Here is a 19,031-nt window from a genome sequence, read left to right as displayed (position 1 = left end):
AGCCTGTTCAGGTTTGAAGGCCGGGGGACCGGCGCCGAACTGCCTCCGTTCGTGCTCAGGGTGCCGGGTGTGAGAGGCAGGCGCGGGGGCCGAGGGCGACCAGGTCGGTGAGCACGGCCCGCACGTAGTCGGGGTCGAACATCACCTCCTTCCAGGTGAACCGGACGACGATCCAGCCCGCACGGGCGAACCCGGTGTAGCGGCGTACGTCGCGGCCGAAGGAGTCGCTGTCGGCGTGGAACTCGAACGACTCGGCCTCGATCACGAGCCCGAGCCGACGGTCCATGAGGTCGGCCCGGCCGATGTCGCCGACCCATTGCTGCGGCTCGACCGTGAGCCCTGGGACCTCGAGGGCGATGGCGCGGAGCACGGACTCGAAGGGGTTCGCTGCGCGTGCGTCCGCGGCCTCGATGACCCGGATCGCCCTGCCGCGACCGGTGCGGGGTGAGGCGTGCGCTGCCGCGAGGAGCTCGCCACGGTCCACGCCGGCCCGGAGCGCGGAGTCGGCCACCGCGAGGGCGGCGTCGAAGTCGTAGGTCCGGGCACAGTCGATGACGGTCTGCACGGGGCAGGTGACCCCGTCGCGGACACGGGCGGCCGGCAGGTCTGCCCAGTGCAGCTCCACGTCGTCGGCCGCCAGCCCGTGACGCCGCCGGGGCACGGTGATCGTCGGCCGGGCCGGTGGCAGCTTCACCTTCCACTGCCAGTGCTGGGCCGCACTGAGGTGCGAGACGGTCCCGCCGAGCCGCACCGCCGCGCACCTCGCGCCGTCGGCGGTCGGTAGAGCCAGGCGCGAGCGACCCAGCTCGATGAGGTCTCCGGCGTCAACGGCCGCGCGGAGCCGTCGGCGGGTGGTCAGGGCGAGCAGCTCGCGCCTGGTCGCGATGCCGCCCAGCCGGGTGAGGGCTTCGGCAGCAGCCAGGCAGTCCTTCTCGGTGGTCACACCGGACTACTGCCCCGCAACGGTCGAACGGTGATTCGGTTGGCCACAGGCACGAGCGGAGGCAGTTGGCCGGTGAGAGGGCCAGACCGTCGCAAGGCCCCCGGGCGTGCCGGCCGAACTGCCTCCTCCGGCGCACCGGGACGAGAAGGGGCCGGTCGCGCGTGCGACCGGCCCCTGGGTTCAGCGACCCCGGATCAGGAGATGACGGCGTCGATCGTCTTCTTCAGCGCACTCGGCTGGGAGGGCTTGCGCGGCGCCTTCTTGCGGGCCTCGGCCATGTCCGCGCCGAGCTCCTGGAGGACCTTGCGGCCGAGCGCCTCCCGCACCTGCGGGAACCACTCGTTCTCCTCCTCCTCGATGTGGTGGCGGACGTTCTCGATGAGCACCGTCGTCTTGGCGGTGAAGCGCTCGTCGGTCGGCTGCATGGCCGAGAGCTCCACGACCAGCACGTCGGCGACGTGGTGCTCCTCGTAGGACTCGAGGACGTCGTCCTCCAGCGCCGGGACGAGCTCGCGGACGCGCGGGTACATCACCTCGTTCTCGATGTAGGTGTGCACGGTCAGCAGCTCGATCATCTTCTCGACGAGCCGGCCCTTGGTCTTGTGGGCGTCCTCGCCGGCGTTCTCGAAGTCCTTGAAGGTGCTGAGGATCTGCTTGTGGTCGTCCTTGAGCATCACGATGGCGTCAGTCGACATGGTCGTTCTCCTTGGTGGTGGGGTCGTGGTGGGCCCGCGATCGGCGGGCCCGGAGGTAGGCGGGCTCGCGGAGCCGGCGTACTGCCGTGAACTGGCGGAGCCCGGCGAGCTGGTGCCGGACGGGGTCGAACGAGATCTCGGGATCGGCACCGGGGCGGCTCGACAGGCGGAGCACCCCGAAGACCTGCCACTCGCCGGCCGGCCTGGCCCAGGACAGCTCGTAGGTCTCGGCGCCGACGCCGACCGCGCCGAGCAGCAGCGCACCGGAGTCGGTGTCGTAGGGGAGGAGCGTCGTCAGTGGCCGACCGCGGGGCCGTCGGCTCGCAGTGAGCACGAATCGGCTGACCCGGCCCCGGCCGGTCGTGGCGAGGAGAATGTCCCCGTCGCCCTCCTCAGTGTGCACCCGGACCGCAAGGCCGTGGATGTCCGGCCAGCGGCGGGGCAGGCCGATCGCGCGCGAGCGGCGTACGACGACGTCGTCCTTGCCCGGCTCGTCGAGCCACGCGACACCGGTCCGCACCGGCGAGCCGCTGCGGAAGATCCGGCCGTGGACGACCTCGCCCGCGGGGTGGAGCGGCTTGCGGGCGGGGCGCACCGCGGCGACCGCACGGGTGGCCGTCGCCAGGACCGCGCCGCCGGCGGACGCGGTCGCTCGCGGGAGCTCACGTAGGGCAGGCACAGATGCCTCCTCGGCCGATCGGGGGTGGGCCTTGGCCGTACCCGCCTCGGCTGCGCCCAACCTCACCCGGTCGAGGGAGGCGGGGCGGGCGAACGTCACCCGGTCGGGTGAGTTTCGGGCGCCGGCGGCCCGGCTACGTCATCAGCAGGTTGACGGCGGGCCTCGGGATCTCGCCCTTACGCAGTGTGTGGGACCCCGAGGTCTGCCGGCCAGCAGGGGCCGGGACGGGTCAGGGGAGCTCGTCGACCTGCGGGTCGAGGATACGGACCCGGTCGGGCGCGAACCCGTGCTCGAGCCCCCACGCCACCGCCTGGGACCGCCGGGAGATCCCGATCTTGCGATAGGCCGTCTTGAGGTGGGTCTTCACCGTGTTGATGCTCAGGTAGACCCGGTCGGCGATCTCCTGGTTGGTCAGCCCCTGGGTGAGCAGCGCGAAGACCTCCGCCTCGCGGGCGGAGAGACCGAGGTCCCGGCCGGGCCAGCCACCCACGTCCGGGTTGCTCTGGGCGTCCTCGGGCGGGGTCACGACCTTGCCCGCGTGCACGGCCTCGAGGGCCGCGACCATCTCGGCGGCGGGCATGCCCTTCCAGAGGTACCCGACCGCGCCCGCCGAGATCGCGCCCTCGACCAGCTCGCGCTGGAGGTTCCAGGTGAAGACCACGACCTTCGGGCGGCCGTCACGGGTCAGCCGGCCCACGTCGATGTGGCCGCCCTGCTCCTGGCCGAAGGTGTCGTAGAGGACGATGTCGACGTCGCTGACCGTCTGTGCGTTGGAGTCGAGCTCGACGACCTCGACCCGCTCGGCGTACGGCGCGAGCATCACGGCCACGCCGGCGACCACGAGCTCGTAGTCGTCGTTGACGGCGATACGGATCGGTGACTGGTCGGGTGCCATGACGGCGAGCCTAGACAAGGGCGGGCGGCGCGTCGCACCCCTGTCGTGGCTCGCTTCCCGGTTCGGTACCGGCCGGTAGGTTCGCCCGCATGGCACTGGACCCGGAGCTCAAGACCCTGCTCGACTTCGTCAACGCGGCAGAGAAGAAGATGCACGAGGGGACACCCGAGGAGGCGCGTGCGGCGTTCCGCACGCTCAACGTCGACTTCGTGAAGCCCGACGACGTCGTGCCGGTCGGGTCGGTCGAGGAGCTGACCGTGGCCGGCCGCCCCGCGCGGGTCTACCGGCCGGAGGGCGACGCGGCCACCCCGACGCTGGTCTACCTGCACGGCGGGGGCTACGTCCTCGGCGACCTCGACACCCACGACCAGACCTGCCGACGGATCTGTCGCGGCGCAGGGACGACCGTGCTCGCGATCGACTACCGGCTCGCGCCCGAGCACCCCTTCCCAGCCGGCGTCGAGGACGCGATCGCCGCGACCCGCTGGGCCGCCGAGCACCTGCCCGGCACCCGCCTCGCGGTCGGCGGGGACAGCGCCGGCGGCAACCTGGCCGCGGTCGTGGCCCAGACCCTGCGCGAGGAGGTCGCGGCGCAGGTGCTGCTCTACCCGGCCGTCGACAAGTTCGGTGACTACCCCTCACGGGCCGAGAACGGCCAGGGCTACTTCCTCGACGAGCCGACCATGGTGTGGTTCCTCCAGCAGTACGTCGGCAGCGTCACCGACCTCGACCCCGCCGACCCCCGGCTCTCCCCGATCCTCGGCGACCTGACCGGGGTGGCGCCGGCGCTGGTGGTGACCGCCGAGCTCGACCCGCTCCGCGACGAGGGCGAGGCGTACGCCGAGAAGCTCGCGGCCGCCGGCGTGCCGGTCGACCGGGTCACCTGCGACGGCATGATCCACGGCTTCATGGAGATGGGGCCGTGGAGCGCGGGCGCGGCCGCGGCGGTCGAGGACGTGATCGGCCGGATCCGCCGGCTGCTGCACGACTGACCCGCCCGGGCGGGCGCGGGTCAGGGCAGGGCGACGTACGGCGCGAGGAACGACCGCGCAGACGGCGTGTCCAGCCGGTAGTCGACGTTGGTCGACCGGCAGATCGCGTCACCGGTGATCGTGGTCGCGGCGACGGTGTTCGACGTGCCGAGGAAGTTCGGGCCGCCGGAGTCGCCGTAGCAGGTGCCGCCGTTGCCGGTGGCGGCGTTCATCGAGATCCGCAGCCACGAGGGGTTGATGGCGTTGAGGGTGCCGGTCGCGACGTTGCGGACGTCGTCGTAGAGGTACTGGTGACCGCCGGGCTCGTTGGTGACCTCGTAGGCGCCGTACCCGACCGACGTGAACTTCTGGTCCTTGGGCAGCGACGACAGCGAGCCGGCGCCCGGGAGGCGGGCCGGGGTGATGCCCTTGACCGGCTTGTCGAGCACGACCACCGCGATGTCGTGCGGGTCGCTCTGGGTGCCGGGGTAGCCGGGGTCGCCGTGGAAGGTGCCGGAGTACGTCGGGTCGCCGTCCTGGTAGGCCGGCGAGAACGTCACCCGCACCCGGCCGTCGCCGCCCTCGTCGCAGTGCGCCGCGGTGAGGAACACGGTCGGGCTGATCAGCGTGCCGGAGCAGTAGGTCCACGTGCCGTCCGAGTAGGCCTGTGGGGCGACCAGGCCACCGACGTTCGGGTGCCGGTTGCCGTCGGGGCTGCCGTTGGTGACCGCCGCGGCCGGGGCGGCGAGGGCCAGGGCGGCGAGGGCCGTGAGGCCGAGGGTGAGGCGTCGCAGCATGCGGAGACCTTTCCGAGAGCGGGGCTCGTGGCCCACGGGGTACGACGCCCGATCCGCGCCGTCCGGCCATGCTGCCACCGCGACGTCCACCGCGGGAGGGGGCGGAGCGGACGACTTGTCGCCGCACTAGCCTGAGCAGGCCGCGCCGCCGACCTCCAGGAGCCACCGTGACCCTTCCCGACCTGCTCGCCGGCAAGACCGTCTCCGTCCTCGGCGGCACCGGGCCCCAGGGACGGGGGCTGGCCCGGCGGTTCGCCGCCGCGGGCCTCCCCGTCGTGATCGGCAGCCGCAGCGCCGAGCGGGCCGGCGAGACCGCGGCCGAGCTCGCCGCGGCCTCCTCCGGCGACGTCACCGGGCAGGACAACGCGGGCGCCGCCGCGGCCGGCGACGTCGTCGTGGTCGCGGTCCCGTGGGACGGGCACGGCGAGCTGCTGAAGGGCCTCGCCGGCGAGCTGGCCGGCAAGGTCGTCGTCGACTGCGTCAACCCGCTCGGCTTCGACAAGCAGGGCGCCTACGCCCTCCAGGTGGAGGAGGGGTCGGCGGCCCAGCAGGCCGCCGCGCTGCTCCCCGACAGCACCGTGGTCGGCGCCTTCCACAACGTCAGCGCCGTCCTCCTCGACGACCCCGAGGTCGAGAGCGTCGACACCGACGTGCTCGTCCTCGGCGAGGTCCGGGAGGCAACCGACCTCGTGCAGGCGCTCGCCGACACGATCCCCGGCGTCCGCGGTGTGTACGGCGGCCGGCTGCGCAACGCCCACCAGGTCGAGGCGCTGACCGCCAACCTGATCAGCATCAACCGCCGCTACAAGGCCCACTCCGGCCTGCGGGTCACCGACGTCTGACCCGGGCCGAGGGCGAAGGTCCCTCCGGCCGGGGCCGTCCGGGATTCTCGGCGGGAGGGGTGCCCGACGTACACTTGAGGTGCCGAGAACTTCTCACACGCGGGGATGTCCTTCCCCGACGTATCCGGCGTCCCTCCACCCCCGGTCACTGACCGGAGACGGGCCACCGATGACCCCTGCCGGCACCCTCGTCCTCGATCGCGCTGCCGACCTCGACGTCGACACCAGTCCTGAGCCCGCGGCGCCCCCGTCCATGCGGTCGATCATGGGCCGCCTCGCGGCGAGCCTGCTGGTCGCCGTCGTGGTCCCCGGCGTCGTCTTCTACCTGGCGCTCGTGCTCTACGGCATCACCGCGGCCCTGCTGGCCGCGCTCGCCTGGACCTACGGCGCCATCGTCTGGCGCTGGGCCACCAGGCGCCCGATGTCCGGGATGCTCGCGCTGACCGTCACGATCATGACCGGGAAGACGATCTTCACGCTCATGACCGGCAACACGTTCGTCTACTTCGCCCAGCCGGTGGCCACCGACGCCCTGGTCGGCGCGGCGTTCCTGCTGTCCCTGGCCACCGCCCGCCCGGTGGTCGCCCGGCTGGCCGCGGACTTCTACCCGCTGACCCACGAGGTCGCGTCCCGTCCGGCGATCCGCAAGCTGTTCTGGCACCTGACCCTGCTCTGGGCGTTCGTGGTGCTGCTCAAGGGCGTGGCCACCCTGTGGCTGCTGATGACCCAGTCGATGGTCGACTTCGTGCTGCTCAAGAACGCCGCGATGGCCGGGCTCACCGTCCTCGGTGTGGCCGTCACCGTCGCGGCCGCCGCCGCCGTCGCCCGCAAGGAGGGCCTGCTCGGCGGCAGCCGCGTGCCGGTGCCGGTCGCGTAGTCGCCGCGTCAGAGGCTGCCGCCGTGCGCGGCGACCGTGCCCCGGATCCAGGCCAGCGCCTCGGCGGTGTCCACCCGGTAGGAGTAGGTGTTCCCGCTGCACAGCGAGTTCGCGACGAACGAGTTGATCGCGATCACGGTGTTGGTGCCGCCGACCAGGTTCGGGCCGCCGGAGTCGCCGAAGCAGGTGCCGCCCTTGTTGGAGTGCAGCTTGATGAACTCGTCGCTGATCGAGTTGTTGCTCGCCACCAGGGTGGTGGCGGCGTAGAAGCGGGTGAACGCGTCGCCCGGCGTGGGCTTGCAGTTCGGGTCGCACTTGCCGCCGCCGCGGACGAAGTTCTGCACCCCGAAGCCGACCACGTCGACCTTGCTGTTCATGGCCAGGCTGTCGACGAGGTCCTGGCTCGGCAGCGCGCCGTACTGGCCGAGGGTCGCCGAGGAGGGGATGGCGCCGCACGCGTAGTTGGCGGCCGACGGGGTGTGGCAGCCGGGCTCGCCGAAGACGATCACCGCGACGTCGTGGGTGTCGAAGCCCGGGAGTCCGCCCGCGCCGCCGATCTGGAAGTCGGGGTCGTAGTAGTAGCTGCCGACGTACCACTGCAGCTGCGACGAGGGCGTGTTGGCGAGGTTCGGCTCGAAGGTGACCCGCACCAGCGGCGCGCCCGTCGTCGAGTTGGTGCCGAGCGCCGAGGTGCTGTCGCTGAAGCAGTGGGCCGCGGTCAGCATCACCGTCGGTGAGAGCAGCGTGCCGGAGCAGGCGAAGACCCCGTTGTCCTCGTAGGCCACGTAGGGGTGGTCGTAGCCGTCGTAGGTCCCGTTGGTCACCGCCGAGGCCGGCAGCGCCAGCCCGACCATGGCCAGGACCACTCCGACCGTCATGAGCACGATGCGACGCATGTGAGGTTCCCTTCGTCCCGAGCCGGCAGGGTGCCGGCGTCTGCACCGACGTTCGTCCTCGGAGTGCCCGTGGTCCATGCCCACGATGGGGTATCCGCGGCGGCCGGCGGTGGGCTACGGGTGCCCCGATACGCTCGCGCCATGGACCTGGGCGGCCTCGGATGAGCTGGTTCGAGCGCAACACCCACCACTGGGACGCGTGGTCGCTCGACGAGCTGCTCGCCGCGAAGGGTGACGCGCGCGTGAGCCTGGTCGTCCCGGCCCGCAACGAGGCCGCCACCGTCGGTGACGTCGTCAGCCGGGTGCGCGAGGCGTTGGTGGACACCGTCGCGCTGCTCGACGAGATCGTGGTCATCGACTCCGACTCCACCGACGACACGTACGCCGTCGCGACCGACGCGGGCGCGGTCGTGCACCGCTCCGCCGAGATCCGCCCCGACCTCGGCTCGGTGCCCGGCAAGGGCGAGGCGATGTGGAAGTCGCTGTTCGTGACCCGCGGGGACCTGATCGTGTTCATGGACGCCGACCTCGTCGACTGGGACACCCACTTCGTGCCGGGGCTGCTCGGGCCGCTGCTGACCCGCCCGGAGGTCGCGTTGGTCAAGGGGTTCTACGAGCGGCCGATGCTCCACGGGCCGGGCGCCGGGTCGCTCGACGGCGGCCGGGTCACCGAGCTGGTCGCCCGCCCGCTGGTCGCCCTCGAGCACCCCGCCCTCGCCGGGCTGGTGCAGCCGCTGGCGGGGGAGTGGGCGGTGCGGCGCTCGCTGTTCGAGTCGCTCTCCGTCCCGACCGGGTACGCCGTGGAGCTGGCCGCGCTCGTCGACACCGCCGCCGCCCTCGGGGTGGAGGCGATCGCGCAGGTCGACCTCGGCCGCCGGGCACACCGTCACCAGGACCTGCTCGACCTCGGGGCGATGGCCACCCAGATCCTCGCCGCGATCGGCAACCGATCGGGCACCGGGCAACGAAGAGAGCACGTGGACCAGATCGCCCTGCGCCAGTACCGCCCCGGCCGCACGCCCGGGGACCGGATCGAGCCGGTCGACCGCGTCGTACGCGTCGACGAGCGGCCGCCGGCCCGGACCGTCGTACGGACCGCCCCATGACGCTCAGGCTGCGCCGGCACGCGTTCGGCGACGACGCGACGCTGATGATGGCGATCGTCAACCGGACGCCCGACTCGTTCTACGACCAGGGCGCGACCTGGGCCGAGGACAAGGCGTTCGAGCGGGTCGCGACCGTGGTCGACCAGGGCGCCGAGATCGTCGACATCGGCGGCATCAAGGCCGCGCCCGGCATGTTCATCGACGAGGCCGAGGAGAAGGCGCGGGTCGTGGACTTCGTGGCCCGGGTGCGCTCGGAGTTCCCCGACCTGGTGATCTCGGTCGACACCTGGCGCGCCTCGGTCGGCGCCGCGGTCTGCGAGGCCGGCGCCGACGTGCTCAACGACGCGTGGGGCGGCGCCGACCCCGAGCTGGTCGACGTGGCCGCGGCGTACGACGCCGCCATCATCTGCACCCACACCGGCGGGGTGACCCCGCGGACCAGGCCGTTCCGGATCGAGTACGACGACGTGGTCGCCGCCGCGATCGCCGACACCGTCGCCTACGCCACCCGGGCCCTGGAGGCGGGGGTTGCTCGCGAGTCGGTGGTGATCGACCCGGCCCACGACTTCGGCAAGAACACCTTCCACTCCCTCGAGCTGACCCGCCGGCTGGGGGAGATGGTCGGGACGGGCTGGCCGGTCCTGGTGTCGCTGTCCAACAAGGACTTCGTCGGCGAGAGCCTCGACCTCCCCGTCGGGTCGCGGCTGACCGGGACGCTGGCCGCCACCGCTGTCTGCGCCCTCGCCGGCGCGCGGGTCTACCGGGTGCACGAGGTGGTCGAGACCCGCCAGGTGGTCGACATGGTCAACACGATCGCCGGGCGTCGGCGGCCGGCGCGAGCGATCCGGGGGCTCCAGTGACAGTCCGGCACGTTTCTGCTCCCCAGCCCCGGGTCGGCACGCGAGAACGTGCCGGACTATCCGTAGTGCTCGTCCCCGGGGTGCTCGCGCTGCTGCCGGAGTACGCCGGCCTGACCGACCCGGTGGCCGAGCTGCGGGCAGCGTGCCTGGCGGCGGTCGGGTCGCTGACCGGTGAGGTGGAGGTGGTCGCGTCGGCGCAGGGGCGGCGGGTGGCCGAGCACCTGCTGGAGGTGTCCGGTCCGCGCGCGGGTGGCGAGACGTCGTACCTCGTCGTCGGCAACGGCTCCGCGATGCGCACCGAGAAGGCGCCCGGGCACCTCGACGAGCGGGCGGCCGCCTTCGACGAGGCGCTCGACAAGGCGCTGCGTACGCCCGACCCGGCCGCGCTGGCCGACCTCGACGAGGACCTCGGCGCGCAGCTGTGGGCCGACGTGACCGCCCTGCGGGCGCTCGGTGGCCTGCTCACCGACGCGCACGGGACGACCGTGGACTACGCCGACGACCCGTTCGGCGTGCAGTACTGGGTGATGAGGTGGCGATGCGACTCCTGACCGGTGCCGGCACGACCGGCGCTGAGCTGTCCGACGACGACCTGGCGGAGGTGTACGCCGTCCCGTCGACCCCGTGGCTGCGGGTCAACATGGTGAGCACCGTCGACGGGTCCGCCACCGGCGGCTCGGGGCTGACGGGCTCGATCAACAACCCCGCCGACAAGCGGGTCTTCGACCTGCTGCGCCGGCTGGCCGACGTCGTCGTGGTCGGCGCCGGGACCGCGCGGGCCGAGGGCTACGGCCCCACCGACCTGCCGCTGGTGCTGGTCAGCCGGCGTGCCGAGGTGCCCGAGAAGCTGCGCGGCGCCGAGCCCGGCCGGGTGCTGATGGCGACCTGCGGGCACGCCGAGCGCCTCGAGGAGGCCCGCGAGCTGCTGGGGGAGGAGCACGTCCTGGTCTGCGGCTCGCACCGCGTCGACCTGGCCGACCTGCGCGACCGGCTGGTCGCCCGAGGCTGGACCAGCATCCTCTCCGAGGGCGGCCCGCACCTGCTCCACGACCTGGTCGCGCAGGGCGTCGCCGACGAGCTCGCGTGCACCTGGGTGCCGCGCCTGGTCGCCGGCAGCCACCCGCGGATCACCGACGGCCCGGAGCTCGACGTACCCCTCACCCTGCAGTCGCTGGTCGAGGAGGACGGCACCCTGCTGGGTCGCTGGCTGCTCTGACCCCTCACCGACCGGGGGGCCGCCGGAGGTCCACGACCGGCTCAGTAGGTTCGACCGCGGGAAAACCATGCGTGAGGGAGAACAGATGAACAACGTAGGTGTCGTCGGATGCGGCCTGATGGGCGCCGGCATCGCCGAGGTGTGCGCGCGGGCCGGGCTCGACGTCGTGGTCGCCGAGTCCACGGAGCAGGCCGCGGCCGCGGGGCGCAAGCGTCTCGAGACGTCGCTGGGGCGGGCCGAGGCCAAGGGCAAGATCGAGTCCGCGGCCGAGGTGCTGGAGCGGATCCGGATCGTCACCGACCTCGAGGAGCTGGCCGACCGCCAGGTCGTCGTGGAGGCGATCGTCGAGGACGAGGCGGCCAAGGTCGAGCTGTTCCGGCGGCTGGACGGGATCGTCACCGACCCGGACGCGATCCTGGCCTCCAACACCTCCTCGATCCCGATCATGAAGCTGGGCGTGGTCACCTCGCGCCCGCAGCAGGTGATCGGCATCCACTTCTTCAACCCGGTGCCGGTGCTCAAGCTGGTCGAGCTGGTGCCGAGCCTGCTCACCTCCGACGAGACCGCGAAGCGCTCACGCGAGTTCGTCGAGGGCGCCCTGGGCAAGCAGGCCATCGACTGCCAGGACCGGGCGGGCTTCGTGGTCAACGCGCTGCTGATCCCGTTCGTGCTCTCGGCCATCCGGATGCTCGAGTCCGGGTTCGCGACCGCCGAGGACATCGACCGCGGCCTCGTGCTCGGCGCCGCCCACCCGCAGGGCCCGCTCGCGCTGGCCGACCTGATCGGGCTGGACACCACCAAGGCCGTCGCCGAGTCGCTCTACGAGGAGTTCAAGGAGCCGCTGTACGCCGCGCCGCCGCTGCTCGCCCGGATGGTCGACGCCGGCCTGCTGGGTCGCAAGGCCGGCCGCGGGTTCTACGACTACCGGTGACGCCGGTGCCCGAGGAGCTGCGCGTCGAGCGCACCGGAGCGGTCGTCGAGGTCACCTTCGACCGGCCGCACCGGCACAACGCGTTCACCCGCGAGATGTACGCCGCGATGCGCGACCTGTGCGCGCAGCTGCGTGACGACGAGTCCGCGAAGGTGCTGGTGCTGCGCGGCGCGGGCGGCCGGGCGTTCGCGGCCGGCAACGAGATCAGCGACTTCCTCGAGGCCGACGCGGTCGCCTACGAGACGTGGATCCGTGAGCTCCTCGATGCGCTGTTCGCGCTGCCGCAGGTGACGGTCGCCGCCGTCGACGGGGTCTGCGTCGGCGGCGGCCTGGCGGTCGCCACCCACTGCGACCTGCGGATCGCCACACCTCACTCGCGGTTCGGCTACCCGATCGCGCGCACCCTCGGCAACGCCCTGTCCGCCTCGGTCGTCTACCGCTGCGCGGCCGTGTTCGGGGAGTCGCTGACCCGCGAGATGCTGCTGACCTCCCGGCTCGTCGACGCCGACCGGGCTCACGCCGTGGGCGCGCTGCTCGCGGTCACCGACGACCTCGACGCCGAGCTGGCCACGGTCCTCAACGGGCTCGCGCACGCCTCCGGGGTGACCCTGCGTGCGACCAAGGCGCAGCTGCTCGACCGGGCGCGCCGGCTCGAGACCCCGCCCGCGGGCGACGAGGAGCTGCTGCGCGAGGTCTACACCGGCCCCGACTTCGCCGAGGGCGTCCGCGCCTTCGTCGCCAAGGAGAAGCCGGCCTTCCGCTGACCCCCGCCGAGTCGGCGCTTCTTGACGCGGAAGGCGTCGACGAACGCCGACTCGGCGTGCTGGTGGGGTCGGTCGGGTCAGGCCCAGCGCGGCTCGTCGGCGCCCCACGACCGGCCGATCCAGCGGTACGCCGTGGGGGCGCCGTGGAAGCCCAGCACGGGCGGGGCGCAGGTGACCGTGCCCGCCGAGCCGGTGCCCGTCACCACGGGCAGCTCGGCGTCGTCGACCGCGAGCGGGGCGGGTGCGCCCGGCAGGGGCGGCTGGGCGAGCAGCTCGTGCCCGACCCGCGCGAGCGCCACCGAGACCCGGTGGCTGCCACCCTCGCTGCGCTGGCGGGCCAGCGCGGTCAGCACGCCGGCCGCCAGCAGGTGCCCGGCGGAGTGGTCGAGGGCCTGCGCCGGCAGCGCCCCCGGCGTCTCCCCGCCGTCGGGGCTCTCGGCCAGCGCGATGCCGATGGTGGCCTGGACGATGCTGTCGAAGCCCCGGCGCGCCGACCACGGGCCGCCGGAGTCCCAGGTGCTGACCCGGGCGACCACCAGGCCCGGGTGCCGCTCCGCGAGGTCCTCGTCGTCGAGGCCGAACCGGGCCAGCGACCCCGGCCGGTAGCCGCTGACCACCACGTCGGCGCGCTCCAGCAGCTCCTCCAGGGTGGCGCGACCGTCCCGGCTGCCGAGGTCGAGGAGCGCCGAGCGCTTGCCCTGCCCGGTGTCGAGGTGCTGCATCTCGATCTCGGGCGTGCGCGGGGAGTCGATGCGCAGCACGTCGGCGCCGGCCAGCGCGAGGTCGCGGGTGGCGACCGGTCCCGCGATCACCCGGGTCAGGTCGAGGACCCGGACGCCGGAGAGCGGCAGCGGTCCGGCCTCGGGCCAGGGCCGCGCCTCGGCGTCGCCGAGCAGCCCGTGGTCGAGCAGGGGGCGCCGGTCGATGGCCGCCGCCTGCGGGTGCGCCGCCCAGGTGGCCGCGTCACGGACCCGGAACACGATCGCGCCGGCCTCCGCCGCGTCGTCCTCCAAGGCACCGGCGTCACGAGCCGCCACCGCGGCCCGCATCTCGTCGGGCCCGGCCTCCTCGGACAGACCGAGCAGCGCGCGCAGCCGCTCGGCGTGGTGGGGGTAGTTCGCGTGGCTGCGCACCCAGCCGTCGGCCGCCGGCCAGAACCCGGACAGCGGCGCCCACGCGTCGACCGGCTCGCCGTCGCGGCGGAACATCCGCTCGCTGCGGTACGACGCCGCCACCCGCTCGGGGGCCACCGTCACCGGCCCGACCTGCTCGTGGTGCCGACCGCGGCGTACCTCCCCGACCAGGCCGGCCGCGAGCGACGCCACCGCGACGCTGTCCGCGGCCAGCTCGCCGACGGCCAGCGAGGAGGCCAGCGGCACCGGACGGGGGAGCGGCTGCACGCGCTCGAGGAGCTCGGGGTCACCCCCGAGGTCCGACCACGCCCGCTGTCCGAAACGCCCCACTGCTCCCATGACCTGCTCCTCCCACGGCACCCGGGGGACGGGCGCGCTCCCGGGGTCAACCCTGTCAGCGCCGCATCGCGATCCCGCGCACCGCCCCGGGACGTCATGCGCATCGTGGCCTCCAGCCCTCAGGACGCATGACGTCCGCCCACCGGGATTCAAAGGCTTGTGAATGCAATCACAAAGTCGAGGGGGGTCCGACCCGGCGCCTGCAGGACCTCGACCGGGGATGCGTACCGTCGATGACGTGCTCCCTCAGGCAGCCTCCCCGAAGCTCCTCGCCCTGGTCACCTCCCTGACGGCCGACGCGCCGCCGGGGCTGCTCCCCGCGCGCGAGCAGATGGCGCTCTCGCTGGGCTGGCACATCGTGCTGGCCTGCTTCGGGGTCGCCTTCCCGACGATGATCTTCGTCGTCCACCGCCGCGGCATCGTCCGCGACGACCCGGTGGCCCTCGGTCTCGCGCAGCGGTGGGCGAAGGTCTCGGCCGTCCTGTTCGCGATCGGCGCGGTGTCCGGGACCGTGCTGAGCTTCGAGATGGGCCTGTTGTGGCCCGGGCTGATGGGCCGCTTCGGCGACGTGCTGGGGCTGCCGTTCGCGTTCGAGGGCCTCTCGTTCTTCGTCGAGGCGATCTTCCTCGGCATCTACCTCTACGGCTGGAACCGGATGCCCCCGCGTCGACACCTCGCGATGCTGGTGCCGATGGCCGCGGCCGGCGTGGTCGGGACCTTCTGCGTCATCTCGGTCAACGCGTGGATGAACAACCCCACCGGCTTCCGCATCGTCGACGGCGAGGTCACCGACGTGCAGCCGTGGCGGGCGATGTTCAACGACGGCGTGTGGCTGCAGTTCGCGCACATGTGGGTGGGGGCGTTCATGCTGGTCGGCTTCGTCGTCTCGGGCGTGTACGCCGCCGGCATGCTCAAGGGCCGGCGCGACGAGCACCACCGGCTCGGGTTCACGGTGCCGTTCGTGTTCGCCACGGTCGCCGCGCTGGCCCAGCCCCTGATCGGCCACGTCCTCGGCCTGCGGATCGCGACCACGCAGCCCTCCAAGCTGGCGGCGTTCGAGCTGGCCACCACCACCGAGAGCCCCTCGCCCCTGCACCTCGGCGGCATCCTCGTCGACGGCAAGGTCGAGTGGGCGCTGACCATCCCGCGCCTCGGCTCGATCATCTCCCGCAACTCGTTCACCAAGCCGGTGCCGGGCCTGGACACGATCCCGCCCGCGGACCGGCCGCCGGTCAACATCACCCACCTCGCGTTCCAGTCGATGGTCGGGATCGGGACGCTGCTCGCGCTGGCCGTGCTCGTCTTCTGGCTGGCCCGCTGGCGGGGCCGCGACCTGAGCGCCCACCGGTGGTTCCTGCGCTTCGCGGTCGTCTCGGGGCCGCTGGCCGTTATCGCGCTCGAGTGCGGCTGGATCGCCACCGAGGTCGGCCGGCAGCCCTGGACGGTGTGGCAGGTGCTGCGCACCAACGACGCGGCGTCGACCAGCACCGGCCTGTGGTGGAGCTACGCCGCGGCGTTCGTGGTCTACATCGGCATGACCATCGGGGCGTACGTCGTCCTCCGCTCGATGGCACGTCGCTGGCGGGCCGGTGAGCAGGACCTGCCGAGCCCCTACGCGCCCGGCGCCCGCGAGCTCGACCGTACGACGGGCCGGTGACGCTCCGATGACGCTCGCGCTGGCCGTGGCGGCGGCCCTGTTCGTCGGCGTGATCGCCTACGCGCTGTTCGGCGGTGCCGACTTCGGCTCCGGCTTCTGGGACCTGACCGCCGGTGGTGACGAGTCCGGCAGCGAGCTGCGGACCCTGATCGACCACAGCATCGGCCCGGTCTGGGAGGCCAACCACGTCTGGCTGATCTACGTGCTGGTGATGTGGTGGACGGCCTTCCCGACCGCCTTCGCCGACGCGATGACCACGCTGATCGTGCCGCTGCTGCTGGCGCTGCTCGGCATCGTGCTCCGCGGCGCCAGCTTCGCGTTCCGCAAGTACTCCGCGACCCTCGGCCAGGCCCGGCTCTTCGGGGTCGTGTTCGCGGCGTCGTCGCTGATCACGCCGTTCTTCCTCGGGACCGTGGCCGGCGCGATCGCGTCCGGTCGGGTGCCGGGCGGTGCCTGGGACTCCTGGATCAACCCGACCTCGCTGTTCGGAGGCGCGATCGCGGTCGGCACCTGCGCCTTCCTCGCGGGCGTGTTCCTCACCGCGGACGCCTCACGAGGCGGGCACCCGGCCCTCGCCGCCCGGCTGCGGGTGCGGACGCTGGGCGTCGGCGTGGTCACCGGCCTCGTGGTCTTCGCCGGGCTGGTCCCGATCCAGCACGACGCCCCGACCCTCGCGCACGGGCTCGAGCACCGGGCCGCGCCCCTGATCGTGGTGTCCCTGCTGGCGGGTGCCGCGACCCTGGTCCTGCTGGCGCGCCGCCGCTTCGGCACCGCCCGGCTCACGGCGCTGGTCGCGGTGGGCACGGTCGTGTCGGGCTGGGGCGTCGGGCAGTACCCCTGGCTGCTGGTCGACCACGTCACGATCGCCGACGCCGCGGGCGCGCCCGCGACGCTGCAGGGGCTGCTGGTCGTCGTGGCCCTCGCGGGCGTGATCGTGCTGCCGGCGCTGGCCTACCTGTACACGCTCACCCAGTCCGAGCGCTGGTCGCACGACTGAGGACGCCGGACGTCCGTACGGATCGGTGGCCGGGGCGACCAGGCCGTAGGACGCCCCGGTGTGGCCGGGCCGGAGGTCAGGACTGCACGAGCGCGGTCCAGCACAGGTGCGTCCCTCCGCCGGGCGACTCGTGCATCTCCAGGGTCCCGCCGTGCTGCCGGGCCCGACGGCTCAGGTTGCTGAGCCCGCTGGAGCGCGTCGGGTTCCCGAGGCCGCGACCGTCGTCGGTGGCCCGCACGGTCAGCAGGCCGTCGCTCAGCGTGACCTGCAGCCGCACGCTCGAGGCGCCGGCGTGCCGGGCGGCGTTCGCGAGCGCCTCGCGAGCCACCGCGACGACGTCCTCGGCGAGGTCGTGGGACACGACCTGGTCAAGCGGTCCCGAGAACTCCGCGTGGGCCGCGAAGCCCAGGGCCGGCCGGGACTCCTCGACCACCGCGAGCAGCCGCTCCTTGAGGCCGCCGACCGCGGACGGCCCGCGGCTGAGCCGGAAGATCGTGGTCCGGATCCGCCGGATGGTCGCGTCGATGGCGTCGACGTACTCACCGAGCCTCAGCTGGTGCTCGGGCTCCCCGACCCGGTGGACCATGCTCTGCAGGCCCATCCCGGTCGCGAACAGCTCCTGGATGACGTGGTCGTGCAGGTCCGCGGCGATCCGCTGGTGCTCGCGCAGCACCGCCAGCGCCGCCTGGTCGGCCCGGGACTGGTTGAGCTCGAGGGCGACGCTGGCGTGGCCGACGTACGCCTCGAGCTGGTCGAGGTCGGTGCTGTCGAAGCTGCCGTGCTCGGCGATCCGGCCGACCACGACGGCGCCGACCAGCCGCGGCCCCTGGACGAGGGGGACGGCGATCAGCGAGGCCACCGGCTGGTCGAGGACCGGCTCCGGGTGGTCGCGGTCGCGGTAGGTCTCGACGAGCAGCGGACGGCCCTCGAGCAGCACCTGCCCGAGACGGCTGAGCCCCAGCGGCACGTGCCGGCCGGCCAGGTCCTCGGCGCGCAGCCCGACCGCGGCCTCGCCGACGACCTCGTCGCCCTCGAGCACCGCCAGCACCGCCACGTCACCGTCGGCGCCGTGGAGCGCCCCCTGCAGCGCCACCTCGAGGGGCGTGTCGTGGCCGCCCGCGAACAGCAGCTGGGTCGCCTCGGTCGTGGCGGCCTGCCAGCGGCGTCGGCGCTCGGAGTCCTCGTAGAGCAGGGCGTTCTCGATCGCCACCGACGCCGTGCGGGCCAGGCTGCTGACCAGCTGCTCGTCCTCGTCGGAGAACGCTCCCCGCCTGCAGTCGGTCAGGTAGAGGGTGCCGTACGTAGACCCGCGGACGTGCACGGGGACCCCGAGGAAACCCGTCATCGCGGGCTGCCCCTCCTCGCGGCCGAGCACGTCGACCTGCTCCTCGCTCATGCCGGTGTGCACGAACCGCTCGATGGTCCCGGCCTCGCCCAGCACGGCGAGTGCGGCGTACCGGGCGCCGACGAGGTCGCGGGCCGCCCGCACCAGCCGGTCCAGCACGACCTCCAGCTTGAGGTCGGCGCTCACCAGCGCGTTGGCCCGGAGCAGGGCGCGCAACCGGCCCTGGGCCTTGAGCACCTCGGAAGCACGCTCGGTCAGCCGGACCAGCGAGTCCTCCAGCTCCAGTCGCGGCACGTCGGGGAAGGTCAGCAGCTCGTCCGGTCCGGCGACCGACAGGTCCTCGCCTGTTCCGGGTGCGCTTCCCGGGGTCTCCTCCGCCGACCCCGGGGACTCGGAAGGCAGCCGATCCGGCTCGGCGGGTGCCTGCGGGGGCGGGTGCGTCATCTGGCCCTGCACCTGCCCGCGCGGCCGGGCGATCTCCAGGTCGGGGTGCTCGGCGAAGGAGATCACGGCTCCGGCCGGCTTCCCCCCGTCGAGGTGGGACGCGAAGTACATGTCGGTCCACTGGCTCGTGCCCGGACCCGGGCACGGCGTCAGCACGGTCACCGGACCGGGCAGCTCACCGCGCAGTGCCCTGCCGAGGAGCTTCGCGGCCCGCTGCGCCTCGGGATCGTCGCCCGCGGCCGCACAGATCGCTAGGTAGTCGGTCCCGGGCCCGCACTCGTCGGGGTCGCCGCCGTTGTCCTTGCAGAACGACACCCAGGCGTCGTTCACCCAAACGATCACACCAGCGGCGTCGAGCACCGCGGTGGCGATGGCGTCGGTGCCGGCCGGGGCGCGCTGCTCGTCGACCGAGCTCCCGGGACTTCGCTCCGCCCCCATGGTCCCCTCCGTCCTCGGGGCCGAGCAGGGCAGACCGTTCGTCCGTCGCATGCCCGCAACCCCGAGCTCCCTCCCGGCTTGCGTCGAGCCACACCGGGGACAGGGGCGGGCGGACCTCCGGGGTCCGGGGAGGTGATTTCCTCACCATAACCCCCGCGAACCCCCTGAAGAAGGGAGAATGCGTACGCCCACATGTCGAAACAACG

19 protein-coding genes are annotated in these 19,031 nt (G+C 73.2%); 11 read left to right on the top strand and 8 right to left on the bottom strand.

Translation table 11 applies throughout. The features are described from left to right. Window positions 1-55: 55 nt before the first annotated feature. The 4 genes from ACFO9I_RS22330 to ACFO9I_RS22315 form a co-directional block, all read right to left on the bottom strand. Complete coding sequence (locus ACFO9I_RS22330; RefSeq protein ID WP_379184965.1) at window positions 56-943, bottom strand: hypothetical protein; 888 nt, start codon at window positions 941-943, stop codon at window positions 56-58. A 194-nt stretch (window positions 944-1,137) separates the two neighbouring features. Further along, window positions 1,138-1,638 (bottom strand): hemerythrin domain-containing protein, encoded by a 501-nt coding sequence (locus ACFO9I_RS22325; RefSeq protein WP_379184963.1) that lies wholly within the window; start codon window positions 1,636-1,638, stop codon window positions 1,138-1,140. Then, on the bottom strand, window positions 1,628-2,317 hold the full coding sequence (locus ACFO9I_RS22320; RefSeq protein WP_379184961.1) for a hypothetical protein: 690 nt from the start codon (window positions 2,315-2,317) through the stop codon (window positions 1,628-1,630). The genes ACFO9I_RS22325 and ACFO9I_RS22320 overlap by 11 nt, the downstream gene beginning before the upstream one ends. A gap of 229 nt (window positions 2,318-2,546) precedes the next feature. Then, window positions 2,547-3,212: a LuxR C-terminal-related transcriptional regulator gene (locus tag ACFO9I_RS22315; RefSeq protein ID WP_379184959.1), complete on the bottom strand. Its 666-nt coding sequence runs from the start codon at window positions 3,210-3,212 to the stop codon at window positions 2,547-2,549. Between the two features lie 89 nt (window positions 3,213-3,301). Here ACFO9I_RS22315 and ACFO9I_RS22310 point away from each other — a divergent pair, with 89 nt between their 5' ends. Then, window positions 3,302-4,204, top strand: coding sequence for an alpha/beta hydrolase (locus ACFO9I_RS22310; protein WP_379184957.1), 903 nt, complete (start codon window positions 3,302-3,304; stop codon window positions 4,202-4,204). Window positions 4,205-4,224: 20 nt separating this feature from the next. Here ACFO9I_RS22310 and ACFO9I_RS22305 read toward each other — a convergent pair whose 3' ends face one another. Continuing rightward, on the bottom strand, window positions 4,225-4,980 hold the full coding sequence (locus ACFO9I_RS22305) for a trypsin-like serine protease (RefSeq protein WP_379184955.1): 756 nt from the start codon (window positions 4,978-4,980) through the stop codon (window positions 4,225-4,227). Window positions 4,981-5,147: 167 nt separating this feature from the next. Between ACFO9I_RS22305 and npdG the strand changes: the two genes are divergently transcribed. Both npdG and ACFO9I_RS22295 read left to right on the top strand, forming a co-directional pair. Then, window positions 5,148-5,822, top strand: coding sequence for an NADPH-dependent F420 reductase (gene npdG / locus ACFO9I_RS22300; RefSeq protein ID WP_379184953.1), 675 nt, complete (start codon window positions 5,148-5,150; stop codon window positions 5,820-5,822). Between the two features lie 169 nt (window positions 5,823-5,991). Continuing rightward, entirely contained in the window at window positions 5,992-6,699 is a 708-nt protein-coding gene (locus tag ACFO9I_RS22295) for a VC0807 family protein (protein ID WP_379184951.1), read from the top strand. 8 nt (window positions 6,700-6,707) lie between these two features. On the opposite strand, the gene ACFO9I_RS22290 is transcribed toward ACFO9I_RS22295, so the two are convergent. After that, window positions 6,708-7,595 carry a trypsin-like serine protease gene (locus tag ACFO9I_RS22290; protein WP_379184949.1) on the bottom strand — a complete coding sequence of 296 codons (888 nt, stop codon included), beginning with the start codon at window positions 7,593-7,595 and terminating at the stop codon, window positions 6,708-6,710. 161 nt (window positions 7,596-7,756) lie between these two features. On the opposite strand from ACFO9I_RS22290, the gene ACFO9I_RS22285 reads away from it, so the two are divergent. The 6 genes from ACFO9I_RS22285 (at window position 7,757) to ACFO9I_RS22260 (ending at window position 12,472) form a co-directional block, all read left to right on the top strand. Continuing rightward, window positions 7,757-8,701 carry a glucosyl-3-phosphoglycerate synthase gene (locus ACFO9I_RS22285; protein ID WP_379184947.1) on the top strand — a complete coding sequence of 315 codons (945 nt, stop codon included), beginning with the start codon at window positions 7,757-7,759 and terminating at the stop codon, window positions 8,699-8,701. After that, the gene (gene folP, locus ACFO9I_RS22280) at window positions 8,698-9,561 is read left to right on the top strand and encodes a dihydropteroate synthase (RefSeq protein ID WP_379184945.1); all 864 of its coding nucleotides are present in this window, start codon (window positions 8,698-8,700) and stop codon (window positions 9,559-9,561) included. Before ACFO9I_RS22285 ends, folP begins: the two co-directional genes overlap by 4 nt. Window positions 9,562-9,626: 65 nt before the next feature. After that, window positions 9,627-10,112, top strand: a complete 486-nt coding sequence (locus ACFO9I_RS22275) for a hypothetical protein (protein ID WP_379184943.1) — start codon at window positions 9,627-9,629, stop codon at window positions 10,110-10,112. Next, window positions 10,100-10,777 carry a dihydrofolate reductase family protein gene (locus tag ACFO9I_RS22270; RefSeq protein ID WP_379184941.1) on the top strand — a complete coding sequence of 226 codons (678 nt, stop codon included), beginning with the start codon at window positions 10,100-10,102 and terminating at the stop codon, window positions 10,775-10,777. The genes ACFO9I_RS22275 and ACFO9I_RS22270 overlap by 13 nt, the downstream gene beginning before the upstream one ends. An 85-nt stretch (window positions 10,778-10,862) precedes the next feature. Further along, the gene (locus ACFO9I_RS22265) at window positions 10,863-11,708 is read left to right on the top strand and encodes a 3-hydroxybutyryl-CoA dehydrogenase (protein ID WP_379184939.1); all 846 of its coding nucleotides are present in this window, start codon (window positions 10,863-10,865) and stop codon (window positions 11,706-11,708) included. Continuing rightward, entirely contained in the window at window positions 11,705-12,472 is a 768-nt protein-coding gene (locus tag ACFO9I_RS22260) for an enoyl-CoA hydratase-related protein (RefSeq protein WP_379184937.1), read from the top strand. Before ACFO9I_RS22265 ends, ACFO9I_RS22260 begins: the two co-directional genes overlap by 4 nt. Window positions 12,473-12,549: 77 nt before the next feature. Here the strand turns inward: ACFO9I_RS22260 and ACFO9I_RS22255 are convergent, their stop codons facing one another. Next, on the bottom strand, window positions 12,550-13,944 hold the full coding sequence (locus ACFO9I_RS22255) for a CoA transferase (protein WP_379184935.1): 1,395 nt from the start codon (window positions 13,942-13,944) through the stop codon (window positions 12,550-12,552). A gap of 238 nt (window positions 13,945-14,182) precedes the next feature. On the opposite strand from ACFO9I_RS22255, the gene ACFO9I_RS22250 reads away from it, so the two are divergent. Then, window positions 14,183-15,601, top strand: a complete 1,419-nt coding sequence (locus tag ACFO9I_RS22250) for a cytochrome ubiquinol oxidase subunit I (protein WP_379184933.1) — start codon at window positions 14,183-14,185, stop codon at window positions 15,599-15,601. Window positions 15,602-15,608: 7 nt separating this feature from the next. Continuing rightward, on the top strand, window positions 15,609-16,598 hold the full coding sequence (locus tag ACFO9I_RS22245) for a cytochrome d ubiquinol oxidase subunit II (RefSeq protein WP_379184931.1): 990 nt from the start codon (window positions 15,609-15,611) through the stop codon (window positions 16,596-16,598). Window positions 16,599-16,674: 76 nt separating this feature from the next. On the opposite strand, the gene ACFO9I_RS22240 is transcribed toward ACFO9I_RS22245, so the two are convergent. Further along, complete coding sequence (locus ACFO9I_RS22240) at window positions 16,675-18,825, bottom strand: GAF domain-containing sensor histidine kinase (RefSeq protein WP_379184929.1); 2,151 nt, start codon at window positions 18,823-18,825, stop codon at window positions 16,675-16,677. Between the last annotated feature and the right edge of the window lie 206 nt (window positions 18,826-19,031).

The organism is Nocardioides sp. GCM10023255 (genome assembly GCF_042653125.1).
Taxonomy (GTDB): Bacteria; Actinomycetota; Actinomycetes; order Propionibacteriales; family Nocardioidaceae; genus Nocardioides.
The sequence above is the reverse complement of the archived record's forward strand: the minus strand, read 5'-3'. Positions and strand labels throughout refer to the sequence as shown.